Origin of the sequence: Sphingopyxis bauzanensis (genome assembly GCF_002205675.1) — a bacterium.
Lineage (GTDB): Bacteria > Pseudomonadota > Alphaproteobacteria > Sphingomonadales > Sphingomonadaceae > Sphingopyxis > Sphingopyxis bauzanensis.
This window is the reverse complement of record NZ_NISK01000002.1, coordinates 692,219-704,875: the sequence shown is the minus strand read 5'-3', so window position 1 is coordinate 704,875 and position 12,657 is coordinate 692,219. Positions and strand designations below refer to the sequence as shown.

Sequence of the window (12,657 nt, the reverse complement as noted above, 5' to 3'; positions counted from 1 at the left end):
CAGGGCAATCGGGTGAAAGAAGGGGCGACAAACGCGTGAATTGCTGAATCTATGCAAATCCTCAGATTTGGACGAGGGGATATTGTGATGGACAGTGGTGATCAGTCGAGCGGAGCGCTTGGCGAGGCGGTAGTTTTTCTGGATCATTTCCGTGACTTGGTCGATGGTCGGCAACTGGCAAAGGTGATGTATCCGCTTGAGGAGATATTGCTTTTGGCGCTGCTGGGCGTTTTGGCGGGTGCGGAGACATTCGTCGACATCGCCCGCTTTGGAGAGAAAAAGCTGGATTTTCTGCAGCGATTTCGTCCCTTTGCTGCAGGCACGCCCTCGCACGATCACCTTGGTGACATCTTCGCGACGCTTGATGCTGAACAGTTCCAGCAGTGCTTTGTGAAGTGGGTCGCCTCGCTCACCGGGACCTGTGCCGAGGTCATTGCAATCGACGGCAAGACATCGCGTCGTTCGCACGACAAGGCGGGCGGCAAGGCAGCGATCCATATGGTCTCGGCATTTGCCGCTCGCCAACGGTTGGTGCTGGGCCAGGTCAAGATCGACGAGAAGTCGAACGAGATCACTGCTATCCCCCGATTACTGGCCATGATGGATATCGAGGGTGCCGTCGTGACAATCGACGCTATGGGCTGCCAACGCGTGATTGCCCAGACGATCCTCGACAAGAAGGCCGAGTATGTCCTGGCGCTCAAGGGGAACCAGACGGCTCTGCACGAGGATGTCGCGCTGTTCGTAGCCGAGCAGAAAGAGCGCAACTTCCATGAGTGCAAGATCAGCCAAAACACGACGGTCGATGGCGACCATGGCCGCATCGAGACCAGGGCGACCACCGTCATCCACAATCTCGACTGGCTTCCCAAGGACCATAGATGGCCCGGCCTGAAGGCCGTCATCATCGTCGACAGTATCCGCGAGACAGGCGACAAAGCCACCCACGAAACCCGCCTCTACCTAACCTCGCTGCAGCTGCCCGCCGAGCAGCTTGGTGCCATCGTGCGCCATCACTGGGCGATCGAAAACAGTCTCCATTGGGTTATGGATATGGTCTTTCGCGATGACGAATGCCGGGTGCGCACGGAGCATGCACCTGCAAACTTCACCACCATAAAGCACATGGCGCACAATCTACTGCGATCCGCTCCGGGAAAAGACTCAATGCGGCTCAGAAGAAAAGTCGCAGCTTGGGATGACGACTTCCTCGCCGCAATTATCTCACGATGACTTGTTCACCCGATTCCCCTGTTCGTCGGCAGCGGCGGCGGAAAAAGCGGGGGTAACGACAGCGAAAGCGAGAGTCAGGCGCATAAAGGTCCTCGTCCAAGACATATATTTTCATCGGACACTCGCGGCGCTCGCCAGCGCGGCCAAGCAAATATGCATCGCGATAAATGGAAAGCTTGTGCCTGGCGCCAGCGCGATAAAATAGGTCCGCGCGGGCCTTTCCTACATTTTTCCGCTTTGCTTCAATCGCCGGTAAAATGGCACAGGCGCCCCGCCAATGGCCGTATTCTTCTGGACGACACGTAGGCGGGCGCCCTGCACGTGCAGCGACGTCTGGGGGGAAAGACGACTGACAAGTTTGACAAGTTTCGCCGCTCGCTCCGCGCGGCACGCATGGCGGGCGTTGCGTCGCGGGGGCGGGGCTGCTAGCCGCGCCCGCGTCATCCCCTCGCCAAAGGTACAGCCATGTCCGATTCCATTAAGCGCGTCGTCCTCGCCTATTCGGGCGGTCTCGATACCAGCGTCATCCTGAAGTGGCTGCAGGTTACCTATGGCTGCGAAGTGGTGACCTTCACCGCCGACCTCGGGCAAGGCGAGGAACTGGAACCCGCGCGCGCCAAGGCCGAGCTGCTGGGGATCAAGCCCGAGCATATTTATATTGACGATCTGAAAGAGGAATTCGTCCGCGACTTCGTCTTCCCGATGATGCGCGCCAATGCGCGATACGAGGGCGATTACCTGCTTGGTACCAGCATCGCGCGGCCGCTGATTTCGAAACGGCTGGTTGAGATCGCCAGCGAAACCGGCGCCGACGCCGTGGCACATGGCGCGACGGGCAAGGGCAATGATCAGGTCCGGTTCGAGCTGTCGGCCTATGCGCTGAACCCCGACATCAAGGTGATCGCGCCGTGGCGCGAATGGGATCTGACCAGCCGCACCGCGCTGATCGCCTGGGCCGAACAGCACCAGATTCCGGTGCCGAAGGACAAGCGCGGCGAAAGCCCGTTTTCGACCGACGCCAATTTGCTGCACACTTCGAGTGAGGGCAAGGTGCTCGAAAATCCGTGGGATGAGACCCCGGACTATGTCTATTCGCGCACCGTCAATCCGGAGGATGCGCCCGACACCCCTGAATATATCACCGTCGATTTCGAGCGCGGTGATGGCGTCGCGCTGAACGGGCAGGCGATGTCGCCTGCAACCTTGCTTGCGGCGCTCAACGACCTTGGCCGCAAGCACGGCATTGGCCGCCTCGACCTCGTCGAGAACCGCTTCGTCGGCATGAAGTCGCGCGGCATGTACGAGACGCCGGGCGGCGAGATTTACGCGCGCGCCCATCGCGGTATCGAAAGCATCACGCTCGATCGCGGCGCCGCGCATCTCAAAGACGAGCTGATGCCGAAATATGCCGAGCTCATCTACAACGGCTTCTGGTTCGCGCCCGAACGCGAGATGTTGCAGGCGGCGATCGACCATAGCCAGGAAAAGGTCAGCGGCACCGTCCGGCTCAAGCTCTACAAGGGCAATGCGAACGTCGTCGGCCGCAAGTCGCCGAATAGCCTCTACAGCGAACGCCATGTGACGTTCGAGGATGACGCCGGCGCTTATGACCAGAAGGATGCTGCAGGCTTCATCAAGCTCAACGCGTTGCGCCTGAAGCTGCTCGCCAAACGCGATCGATAGGAAAACGCCGATGCGCTTGTTCGATTTTTCGTCATGGCAAAGCATCGGGACGACATTGCTGGGGCTGGCGCTTTTCACCCTGATCGGGGTCGGCATCCGGCTGATGGTGATGATGACCATCCAGCAGCGCCGCGAACGGATGAACCGCCAGATCAACGAGCGGCTGCGCACGTTGATGGCGGCGTACAAGACGCTGGGCGGTTCCTTCACTGGAGACCTGACGGTCGATCCGCGGCATCTACGCGATAGGCGGCGAGCTATGCCCGTCGAGGGCGAGGCCGCGCCGCCGATCGACTTGTCGGGCGAAGCTGCGAACGGCGATTCGAGCGAAGGCGAATCGGACCGACCACGCCGAATCCGCGATGCGGTCGAAGCGGCGCTGTCCGACATCATCCTGCTCGGCACCGAAGACCAGGTGCGGCTGGCCAGCCGCGCCGCGCGCGAACTGGCTGATGGGCGGCCCGTGCATGTTCACGACCTGGTGATTGCGCTGCGCGATTTCATTCGGCAGGCGCTCGATCTCGATCCGGTGCCTGACGACGTTGTCATCCCGTTGCAAGGTCCGACCCGCCCATCGAGCGGCGGCGGCAAGGGCGGCGGTTCGGGGCGCGATCGAGGCGGCGGCGGCGGTGGACGCGGTGGCGGGATGAGCGGCGGCGGGGTCGGTATGGCCGGCGGGCTTGGTGTCGCCGGGGGTGCAACAATTGCCGGGGGGGCTGCTGATGCGGCGGGCGGTGAGGCTGTGAATGAAACGCGACCAAAATGAAGGGTTAGCATGACAGACGGACCTACGCTAAGGCGCCATTCGTGACCGCGACCCGCTTTTTCTCCGACAATGCTGCAACGGTTCATCCGGTGGTGATGGAAGCGCTGGCGGCTGCCAATCATGTCGACACCGCTTATGACGGCGATGCGCTCAGCATGTCGCTCGACGCGACCTTTTCCGAGTTGTTCGAGACCGATTGCGAAGTGGTGTGGATCCCCACCGGCACCGCCGCGAACAGCATCATCCTCGCCCATTTCGTGCGGCCATGGCAGGGCATCCTCTGCTACGAGGAAGCCCATATTGAGGTCGACGAATGCGGCGCCCCGACCTTTTATTCGGGCGGTGCCAAGCTGATGACGCTGCCCGGGCGCGGCGCAAAGATCGACGCCGAAGCGTTGAAAGCGCGGATCGCTGGGATCCGCCAGGACGTGCATCAGGTCCAGCCCGCGGCAATCAGCATCACCAACGCGACCGAATATGGCCTCGTCTGGCGCGCCGACGAGATTGGCGAGATCAGCGAGATTGCGCGCGCCAATGGCATGAAACTGCATATGGACGGCGCCCGCTTCGCCAATGCCGTCGCCTATCTGGACTGCGCCCCCGCCGACGTGACCTGGCGCGCCGGGGTTGATGCGCTGTCGTTCGGCTTCACCAAAAATGGCGCGATGATGGCCGAAGCGATCGTCTTTTTTGGCGGCAGCGGCGGACCCGGGGTGCGCGAGCTCAAGAAACGTGGGGGCCATCTGCTCAGCAAGGGGCGGTTCGTTGCGGCACAGATTCGCGCGATGTTGTCCAACGACCTTTGGCTCGACAATGCGCGCGCGGCCAACGCCGGAGCGGCAACGCTGGCAAGAGCGTGCGGGGACCGGCTCATGCACCCGGTCGAGGCGAACGAGTTGTTCGTGCGCCTGACCGCCGCCGAAGCCGCAAAACTGCGCGGCGCCGGGTTCGATTTTTACGACTGGGGCGAAGGCGCGGCGCGTCTGGTCGTCAGCTGGGATCAAGACGGCGACGCGGTCGCGCCGTTCGCGGCCGCGATCGCGGCGCTGTGAGCGCGCCGCCCAACCTGCTGACGCCGCGCGTATTATTGCCCTTTCTCTTCGTCACCCTGATCTGGGGATCGACGTGGATCGTGATTACCGGGCAGCTAGGCGTCGTTCCGCCCAGCTGGTCGGTCGCTTACCGTTTTTTCGTCGGCGCCGCCGCGATGTTCGCTTATGCGGCGTGGCGCGGCGAACGGTTGACGCTGTCGGGGTACGGTTGGGGATTTGCCGCCTTGCTGGGGATGGCCCAGTTCGCGTTCAATTTTAACTTCGTTTATCGCGCCGAACTTCACATCACCTCGGGTCTGGTCGCGGTGCTGTTCGCGCTCTTGATCGTCCCCAACACCTTGCTCGGGCGCGTGTTCCTGAAGACCAAGGTCGAGGGCCGTTTCCTGCTCGGCGCCGGGATCGCGATCGTCGGGGTGGGGATGATGATTCTTCAGGAATATCGCGCCGCCGCCGTTGGTGCTGCCGAAGTGCTGATCGGCACCGCGCTGACGCTATGCGGCGTTATGAGCGCATCTGCTTCCAATGTGATGCAAGGGAGCAACATCGCGCGCGCGCAGTCGATGGTGGTGATGATCGCATGGGCGATGCTGTTCGGTGCATTGGGCGACTCCGTTTTCGCATGGGTGACCACCGGCCCGCCGGTCATCGAGGCGACATCCGCCTATCTCGTCGGTGTGCTATATTTGGGGGTCATTGCCAGTGCGGTGACCTTCCCCCTGTACTTTAACATCATCCGTGCCGTCGGGCCGGGGCAGGCGGCATGGTCGAGCGTGCTGATCCCGATCATCGCGATGGGCTTTTCGACGTTATTCGAAGGCTATCGCTGGGCGCCGCTGTCGATCGGTGGGGGCGTGGTCGCGCTGATCGGGCTGGTGATCGCGGTGGCCAAGCGGCCCGAGCGGCCGTCGGTCAGCGGGAATATGGTAGCGGTTCCGGTCGACGCCGATTAGCGCCAGACGCTAACCCGCGCTGATCCGTTCGATGTCGGCGCCGACCGCCTGCAGCTTTTCTTCCAGCCGTTCGTAGCCGCGGTCGAGGTGATAGACGCGGTTGACCTCGGTCGTGCCTTGCGCCGCCAGACCGGCAATGATCAGGCTCATCGATGCGCGCAGGTCGGTCGCCATCACCGGCGCGCCGACGAGGTGGTCGACGCCGCGCACCACAGCGCTGCGACCGCGCACATCAATGTCGCAGCCCATGCGCGCCAGTTCGGGAACGTGCATATAACGATTCTCAAAGATCGTTTCGGTGAACAGGCTGGCGCCCTTGCCGAGGGTCGCCATCGCCATGAACTGCGCCTGCATGTCGGTCGCGAAGCCGGGATAAGGCGCGGTCGACAGCGTGACAGGTTCAGCACGGCCCGACATGGCGACGCGAATGCCGGTCTTGGTTTCTTCGACCGTGGCGCCTGCCTGACGCAGCGCCGACAGCGTCGCTTCCATTTCGTCGGCCTTGGCGCCGACCAGTTCGACATCGCCTTCGGTGATCACCGCGGCGCAGGCATAGCTGCCCGCTTCGATACGGTCGGCCATGACGCGGTACGTCGCGCCGTGCAGGCGATCGACGCCCTCAATGGTGAGCGTTTCGGTACCAATGCCGTCGATATGCGCGCCCATCGCGACCAGGCAGTTGCACAGGTCGACAATCTCGGGCTCGCGCGCGGCGTTTTCGAGCACGCAAGTGCCCTTGGCCAGCGACGCCGCCATCAGCGCATTTTCGGTCGCACCGACGGAGACGACGGGGAAGGTGAACTTGCCGCCCGCAAGGCGTCCGCCGGGGGCGACGGCCTTCACATATCCCGAGGTCAGCTCGATCTGGGCGCCAAAAGCTTCGAGGGCTTTTAGGTGCAGGTCGATCGGGCGGTTGCCGATCGCGCAGCCGCCGGGCAGTGACACCGTCGCCTCGCCAGCGCGCGCGAGCAGCGGCCCGAGCACGAGGATCGAAGCGCGCATTTTGCGCACGATGTCATAGGGCGCGACGGTCGATGTGAGCGTTGTCGTCCGCGCGGTCATCACGCGACCGAAATCCTCGGGCCGCGATCCTTCGATCGTCGTCGAGCAACCGAGTTGGTTGAGCAAGTGACCAAAGCCGTCGACATCGGCAAGGCGCGGCAGGTTGCGCAGCGTCAGCGGCTCATCGGTGAGCAGCGCGCACGGCAGCAGGGTCAGCGCCGCATTCTTGGCGCCGGAAATGGGGATACGGCCCTTGAGTCGCTGGCCGCCGCGAATGACGATTTGATCCATCGGCTGTCTTTAGCGCACGGGCGCGGGTGCGCAAGCGCGCACCTTTCGCCGTGGCTTTCCGGTTGGAAGTGTGAAACAGAATTGCATGACCGATGCGGCGCGGCAGATCGGGGTGACTGGCGGCACGCGCCTGTCGTATGACAAGCTGGTGTCGCTCGAACAGGGCAATGGCGGTTGGCGGATCCGTGCGGCGATGACCGCGACCTACCCCGACGGAGCGCGTCCGATCGAAATATATTGCCGCGCGACGCCGAGCGACATCATTCAACTAGATTTCAGCTGAGGCAAGTGGACGCCGCCCCCCGCGCGAGCGAGGGCGGCGAGGTGATAGTCAGGCGAGTGCCTCTTCCACCTGACCAAGCCGGTCTTTCCCAAAAAACATCGCATCGCCGACGAAGAAGGTCGGGATGCCGAACACCCCGCGGGCGACCGCGACTTCGGTGTTGGCGACGAGCTTTGCCTTGATCTCGGGCTCCTGCGTCCGCGCGAGCAGCGCTGGGCCATCGAAGCCATTCGCCGACAGGAAGGTTGCGACGACATCGGCGTCGTCCATCTTCAGCCCGTCTTCCCACATCGCGCGGTTCACCGCGTCGACATAATCGTCGAGCACGTCCTCATCGGTGGCGACAATCGCGCCGCGCATGATGGTCAGCGTGTTAATCGGGAAATGCGGATTGAGGCGAAATTTCCCCAGGTCATGTTTTTCGACGAAGCGCCGCATCTCCAGATTTTCATAGGCCAGCTTGGCCGGCGCATCGGCATATTGGATCATCGGCGCCTTGTTGCCCGTCGCCTTGAAAACGCCGCCGAGCAGGCACGGGGTGATGAGCAGGTCAGCGCCGGTGCGGTCGAGTAACTCAGGCAATGCCTTCATCGCCAGATAGGCGTTGGGGCTGCCAAAATCGAAAATCAGTTCGAGCGTCTTGGTCACCATTTTTCTCCCCAGGGGCGAAGGTCGAGTTCGTGCGTCCAGGCGCTCTTCGGCTGCTTGTGGAGCATCACATAATTGGCGGCGATGGCGGCCGGGTTGAGGATCAGATCCTGCGCCTTGGCGTTGTCGAAATCGGGATGACGGCCCTTGATGAAATCGGTGTCGATCGCGCCGTCGATGACGGTGTGCGCGACATGGATGCCCTGTGGCCCCAGTTCGCGTGCCATTGCTTGTGCGAGCATCCGGAGCGCGCCTTTGGCGCCCGAAAAGGCGGCATAGCCCGACCCGCCGCGCAACGACGCGGTGGCGCCGGTGAAGATGATCGTGCCGCGCCCCCGTGGGGTCATGCGCTTTGCCGCCTCGCGCCCCATCAGGAAGCCACCGAGGCACGCCATTTCCCATACCTTGGTGTAAACGCGCACCGTCGTTTCACTGATCGGGAAGTTGACGTTGGCGCCAATGTTGAACACCGCGACCTCGATGGGGCCAACCTCGGCCTCGACCTGATCGAACAGCGCGATCATCGCTGCTTCGTCGCGTGCGTCGGCAGGGAAGGCGCGAGCCGACAAGCCGTCGTCACGGATCGACTGCGCCAGCGCTTCGAGCTGATCAGTGTTGCGTTCGCGGCGGTTGACGCAGGCGGTAAGTCCTTCGGCAGCGAAGGCGCGGGCAATGGCGCCGCCGGTGGCATCGCCGGCCCCGATGATGACGGCTGCGGGATTGGGCATATGCGACGCTCCTCTTGCGCTCGATAGTAACTATGATAATCATAGTGACAAGAGATTTTTGAAGACGCCAGAGGAAGCTGCGGTTGCGCGTAAGAACACCGTCATTGCGAGCGAAGCAAAGCAAACCAGTGTGGAGTAAACTGCCCTGGATTGCTTTGCTTCGCGCGCAATGACGGGGATAAGGGGCGGTCTATGCCCAAACGCGCCGATCTGTCAGCGACTTATTGCCCCGTCGGCCGCTCGGCCGAGCTGCTCGGCGATCGGGCGGTGCTGCTCATCGTGCGCGACCTGTTCTTCGGCAATCGGCGGTTCGAGTTCATCGCGGCGAACACCGGGCTCGGCCCGCAGCTCGTGTCGGCGCGGCTCAAGCTGCTCGAAAGCGAAGGCGTGGTTGAACGCCGCCCGTATCAGGAGCGGCCCGTCCGCTACGAATATTGGCTGACCGACAAGGGCAAGGATCTCTTTGACGTCCTGTACGCCATGCGCGGCTGGGCCGAGCGCTGGGCCTATCGTGACGGCGAGACGGGCGGTGGCCCGGCGATGCGCTATATCCACCGTGCGTGCGGCACCGACGTGGGGACCGCGGTTGTTTGCCCGGGATGCGGCGCGTCGCTAGGCTACGGCGATTTAAAGGGGGAAGCTTCGCCAGCGCTCAAGGCCGAGCAGGTACGGCGGGATCGGCTTCAATCCCCCTCCAGGGGTTAGGGGTCGGTGCGAGCGAAGCGAGCCGTGCTGCCGCAAGCGGCGCTCGTTGCGACTAACCAGCAAGCTGGCAAGTTTCGCTGCCCCTGTCTTTCAGGGAAGGGAGAATTTTTACGCCTTTTCCAGCGTGCATTGCAGCGGGTGCTGGTTCTGCCGCGCGGCGTCCATCACCTGATTGACCTTGGTCTCGGCAACCTCATAGCTGAACACGCCGCACACGCCGACGCCCTGTTGGTGGACGTGGAGCATCACCTGCGTCGCTTGTTCGATGTCCATGTTGAAGAATCGCTGGAGCACCATCACGACGAATTCCATCGGCGTGTAGTCGTCGTTGAGCAGCAGGACCTTGTACATCGATGGTTTTTTCGCCTTGGCGCGGGTGCGCGTGGCGATGCCGACGCCAGGGGTGCCGGGCGAGCCGTCGTCCTTATCCGCCATGGCGCGGATCGGATGGAGGGTGGAAACTGAAAGCATCATGAGCAGGAATATCGCAAGCCGCGGGCGAAGCGCAAGGGGCGTGCACGCGGTTTTTAACCTCTTGTTCGCCAGCCGCGATCGGCCGGTTGCACCAAAACAAGAACCGCCCGCTTCCATGGGAAGCGAGCGGTCTTGAGAGTGTCGGTGCAGGCGCGGAGGGAGGGGGAAGTGCCCGCGCCGACGGAAGGTAAAGGCGCCTTAAGCGGCCTTCATCTTCGAAGTGATCACCGAAACGCGGTTCGAGATCGGCGCGAAGCTGTCGTTGGCCATCTTGACGACCAGCTCGCTGGTCTTCGAGGTCTGAGCAACGGCGGCGTCGAACGCCTTCTTGCTGTTTTCGGCATAGAGCTTGAAGAATTCGGTCGGCGACTTGACCGAGGTGTAGCCCTTCAGTGCAGCGGTCGTGTCTTCAAAGCTCTTGCGAGCGAAGGTCACGCCTTCCTGGCCCAGAACTTCCATGTTCTTGGCAGCGATCTTGCCGGCTTCGACCATCGCTTCGATGTTCGCCTTGTTGAATTCGACAGCTTCTTCGGCCAGCTTGCTGGTCTTGCTCATCGCTTCCTTGGCCTTCTCGTTGAAGTCGGCGGTCAGGGCTTCGGTGCGGGTCTTCGCTTCGTCGGCGAACTTCTTGACGGTGTCGTTCATGGTCTTGATTCCTTTGCTGACGGCAGCAACCGGCTTCGGTGCGGCCTTGGGGGCAATTTTCTTCACGGTCGCCTTCTTGGGGGCGACCTTCTTGGCAACTGCCTTCGGAGCAGCAGCCTTTTTCGCGGCCGGCTTGGCTTTTGCCTTAACCGTCTTGATCTTGGCAGGGGCCGCAGCCTTTACCGCTGCGGGTGCAGCGACAACGGCAGGGGCAGCCGGAGCTTCCACCGGCTTGGCGGCGGTTTCCAGCGTCGCGGCTTCGAAAGCCTTTTCGGCACTATCCATCTTGGTAGCCATGGGTAAAACTCCTTTATGTTGCAGTGCACAATATAGGAGTGGTTCGGCGATTTCAAGTTTATTTTGTGCAGCGCACAAAAAAATTCTCATCGCCGCCCAAAGGCTGGATAATCGCTAGATATTACCGCTGTTTGACATAGCGGCCAGGCGCGTCCTCGATCGCCTTTTTGGCCCCTTTTCCGGGGATCCGGGCACCTTTGACTGCGATTCTTTTGTCATCCTGCGCCGAAATCCAGTCGATCCAGTGCGGCCACCAGCTGCCCTTGGTCTCGCTGGCGCTGGCAACAAATTCGTCGAGCGTCGCGGCTTTGCTGTCACCGGTCCAATATTGATATTTGCCTGCGGCGGGCGGGTTGACGACCCCGGCGATATGGCCCGAACCGGCAAGCAGGAAGGTTTTGGGGCCGGACAAATTGTTCATCAGCCGCCACACGCTGGCGAGCGGCGCGATATGATCTTCGCGCCCCGCCTGGATATACGCCGGCGTCTCGATTTTCCTTAGGTCGATCGGCGTGCCGCACGCCGACAGGCTGTTCGGAATGACCATGCGGTTATCGCGGTACAGGTCGAGCAGATATTGCCGATGCCACTTCGCGGGCAGGTTGGTCGTGTCGCCGTTCCAGTAGAGCAAGTCGAATGGTGGATAGTCGTTGCCGAGCAGGTAATTGCTGACGACATAATTCCAGATCAGGTCGCGCCCGCGCAGGCTGTTGAAGGTGGCGGCCATATAGCGGCCGTCGAGGTAGCCGGGCGCCGAAAGCTGTTCGAGCAATGCCAGATAGCTGTCGTCGACGAACATCTTGAGGTCGCCGGCCTGTTCGAAATCGACCTGCGCGGTGAAGAAGGTGACCGACTTCACCCGCTCGGCCTCGCCCTTCGCCGCCAGGATCGCGAGCGTCGCAGCGAGCGTGGTCCCCGCTACGCAATAACCGATTGTATGGACCGCGGGGACATCGAGCGCCGCGCGCACCGTGTCGATCGCGTCGATCTGCGCCGCGATATAATCGTCCCACACGACGTCCTTCATCGACGCGTCGGCCGATTTCCACGACACCATGAATACCGACAATCCCTGTTCGACCGCCCAGGCCACGAAGCTTTTGGCGGGATTGAGGTCGAGAATATAAAAGCGGTTGATCCATGGGGGGAAGATCAGCAGCGGAACTCTGAGCACCTCTTTGGTCGTCGGCGTATATTGGATCAGCTGATAGAGCTCGGTCTCGTGGATTACCTTGCCGGGCGTCGTTGCGATATTGACCCCGACCTCGAACGCGTCGGGATCGACATGGCTTAGCTGTCCGCGCGACAGGTCGGTGAGCATATGCTGCAAGCCCTTGAGTAGGCTTTCGCCCCGCGTTTCGACGGCGCGCTTGATGACTTCGGGATTGGTGAGCGCGAGGTTGGTCGGCGCCATCGCATCGGCGATGCTCTTTGCAGCGAATTCCATCTTCGCGCGCGCTGCAGGATCGAGTCCGTCGAGTTGGCGCGTCGTTGCGAGCATCTGTTCGGTGAGCAGGCCGTAGGTCTGGCGGATCATCGCGAACACCGGGTTCGACGCCCAGTCGGGGTCGGCAAAACGGCGGTCTTTGGTCGCGGTGTCCGGCGCGGGCGGGGTCATCGGGTTCAGGGTCGCGAGCGAGGTCCAGAAGGCGACCCCTTGATCCCACATCTTCGACGACTGTTGCGCCCACATCTGGGTCGCCGGGTTTTCGAGCCATGTTGAGGGATCGAACATTACTGTGGCGGTGGTCTTGCCGTCATTGGTCTGACTCAGCGCATATTCGAGCATCATCTGCTGCGCGCGCCCGATCACGCTCGCCCAATGCTGTATGTCATCGGGCGACGGCAGGAAGGGGTTGGGAACGTCGGTCGTGTCGCTTTTGTCTGCGTCGCTCATGCT

At 62.1% G+C, this 12,657-nt stretch carries 13 protein-coding genes; 7 read left to right on the top strand and 6 right to left on the bottom strand.

The genetic code is table 11. The features are described 5' to 3' along the window. The first annotated feature begins 87 nt into the window (after positions 1-87). The 5 genes from CDQ92_RS10005 to CDQ92_RS09985 all read left to right on the top strand — a co-directional run bounded on the left by CDQ92_RS10005 (position 88) and on the right by CDQ92_RS09985 (position 5,684). A complete protein-coding gene (locus CDQ92_RS10005) occupies positions 88-1,233 on the top strand; it encodes an ISAs1 family transposase (RefSeq protein WP_088441520.1) in 1,146 nt (381 codons plus the stop codon). A 465-nt stretch (positions 1,234-1,698) separates the two neighbouring features. Then, the gene (locus CDQ92_RS10000) at positions 1,699-2,916 is read left to right on the top strand and encodes an argininosuccinate synthase (protein WP_088441211.1); all 1,218 of its coding nucleotides are present in this window, start codon (positions 1,699-1,701) and stop codon (positions 2,914-2,916) included. A 10-nt stretch (positions 2,917-2,926) separates the two neighbouring features. Continuing rightward, the gene (locus tag CDQ92_RS09995; protein WP_088441210.1) at positions 2,927-3,682 is read left to right on the top strand and encodes a hypothetical protein; all 756 of its coding nucleotides are present in this window, start codon (positions 2,927-2,929) and stop codon (positions 3,680-3,682) included. Between the two features lie 41 nt (positions 3,683-3,723). Next, on the top strand, positions 3,724-4,734 hold the full coding sequence (locus CDQ92_RS09990; RefSeq protein ID WP_088441209.1) for a threonine aldolase family protein: 1,011 nt from the start codon (positions 3,724-3,726) through the stop codon (positions 4,732-4,734). Then, the gene (locus tag CDQ92_RS09985; RefSeq protein ID WP_088441208.1) at positions 4,731-5,684 is read left to right on the top strand and encodes a DMT family transporter; all 954 of its coding nucleotides are present in this window, start codon (positions 4,731-4,733) and stop codon (positions 5,682-5,684) included. Before CDQ92_RS09990 ends, CDQ92_RS09985 begins: the two co-directional genes overlap by 4 nt. Before the next feature lie 9 nt (positions 5,685-5,693). Here CDQ92_RS09985 and murA read toward each other — a convergent pair whose 3' ends face one another. Beyond that, positions 5,694-6,977 (bottom strand): UDP-N-acetylglucosamine 1-carboxyvinyltransferase, encoded by a 1,284-nt coding sequence (gene murA, locus CDQ92_RS09980; RefSeq protein WP_088441207.1) that lies wholly within the window; start codon positions 6,975-6,977, stop codon positions 5,694-5,696. 85 nt (positions 6,978-7,062) lie between these two features. Between murA and CDQ92_RS09975 the strand changes: the two genes are divergently transcribed. Further along, complete coding sequence (locus CDQ92_RS09975) at positions 7,063-7,260, top strand: hypothetical protein (protein WP_088441206.1); 198 nt, start codon at positions 7,063-7,065, stop codon at positions 7,258-7,260. A 48-nt stretch (positions 7,261-7,308) separates the two neighbouring features. Here CDQ92_RS09975 and CDQ92_RS09970 read toward each other — a convergent pair whose 3' ends face one another. After that, complete coding sequence (locus CDQ92_RS09970) at positions 7,309-7,911, bottom strand: 2-hydroxychromene-2-carboxylate isomerase (protein WP_088441205.1); 603 nt, start codon at positions 7,909-7,911, stop codon at positions 7,309-7,311. After that, positions 7,905-8,636, bottom strand: coding sequence for an SDR family oxidoreductase (locus CDQ92_RS09965; protein WP_088441204.1), 732 nt, complete (start codon positions 8,634-8,636; stop codon positions 7,905-7,907). The genes CDQ92_RS09970 and CDQ92_RS09965 overlap by 7 nt, the downstream gene beginning before the upstream one ends. A 192-nt stretch (positions 8,637-8,828) precedes the next feature. Here CDQ92_RS09965 and CDQ92_RS09960 point away from each other — a divergent pair, with 192 nt between their 5' ends. Then, entirely contained in the window at positions 8,829-9,341 is a 513-nt protein-coding gene (locus tag CDQ92_RS09960) for a winged helix-turn-helix transcriptional regulator (protein WP_088441203.1), read from the top strand. A gap of 108 nt (positions 9,342-9,449) precedes the next feature. Here the strand turns inward: CDQ92_RS09960 and clpS are convergent, their stop codons facing one another. The 3 genes from clpS to CDQ92_RS09945 all read right to left on the bottom strand — a co-directional run bounded on the left by clpS (position 9,450) and on the right by CDQ92_RS09945 (position 12,654). Next, the gene (clpS, locus tag CDQ92_RS09955) at positions 9,450-9,812 is read right to left on the bottom strand and encodes an ATP-dependent Clp protease adapter ClpS (protein WP_373289589.1); all 363 of its coding nucleotides are present in this window, start codon (positions 9,810-9,812) and stop codon (positions 9,450-9,452) included. Between the two features lie 201 nt (positions 9,813-10,013). Next, positions 10,014-10,757, bottom strand: coding sequence for a phasin family protein (locus CDQ92_RS09950; protein ID WP_088441202.1), 744 nt, complete (start codon positions 10,755-10,757; stop codon positions 10,014-10,016). A 121-nt stretch (positions 10,758-10,878) separates the two neighbouring features. Continuing rightward, positions 10,879-12,654, bottom strand: a complete 1,776-nt coding sequence (locus tag CDQ92_RS09945) for a PHA/PHB synthase family protein (RefSeq protein ID WP_088441201.1) — start codon at positions 12,652-12,654, stop codon at positions 10,879-10,881. Positions 12,655-12,657 lie beyond the last annotated feature (3 nt).

Bases quoted from the DNA above. Each gene is read 5' to 3' on its own strand.
- CDQ92_RS09965 (WP_088441204.1), bottom strand. From the start codon at position 8,636: ATGCCCAATCCCGCAGCCGTCATCATCGGGGCCGGCGATGCCACCGGC.
- clpS (WP_373289589.1), bottom strand. From the start codon at position 9,812: ATGCTTTCAGTTTCCACCCTCCATCCGATCCGCGCCATGGCGGATAAG.
- CDQ92_RS09950 (WP_088441202.1), bottom strand. From the start codon at position 10,757: ATGGCTACCAAGATGGATAGTGCCGAAAAGGCTTTCGAAGCCGCGACG.
- CDQ92_RS09995 (WP_088441210.1), top strand. From the start codon at position 2,927: ATGCGCTTGTTCGATTTTTCGTCATGGCAAAGCATCGGGACGACATTG.
- CDQ92_RS10005 (WP_088441520.1), top strand. From the start codon at position 88: ATGGACAGTGGTGATCAGTCGAGCGGAGCGCTTGGCGAGGCGGTAGTT.
- CDQ92_RS09960 (WP_088441203.1), top strand. From the start codon at position 8,829: ATGCCCAAACGCGCCGATCTGTCAGCGACTTATTGCCCCGTCGGCCGC.
- CDQ92_RS09970 (WP_088441205.1), bottom strand. From the start codon at position 7,911: ATGGTGACCAAGACGCTCGAACTGATTTTCGATTTTGGCAGCCCCAAC.
- murA (WP_088441207.1), bottom strand. From the start codon at position 6,977: ATGGATCAAATCGTCATTCGCGGCGGCCAGCGACTCAAGGGCCGTATC.
- CDQ92_RS09945 (WP_088441201.1), bottom strand. From the start codon at position 12,654: ATGAGCGACGCAGACAAAAGCGACACGACCGACGTTCCCAACCCCTTC.
- CDQ92_RS10000 (WP_088441211.1), top strand. From the start codon at position 1,699: ATGTCCGATTCCATTAAGCGCGTCGTCCTCGCCTATTCGGGCGGTCTC.
- CDQ92_RS09975 (WP_088441206.1), top strand. From the start codon at position 7,063: ATGACCGATGCGGCGCGGCAGATCGGGGTGACTGGCGGCACGCGCCTG.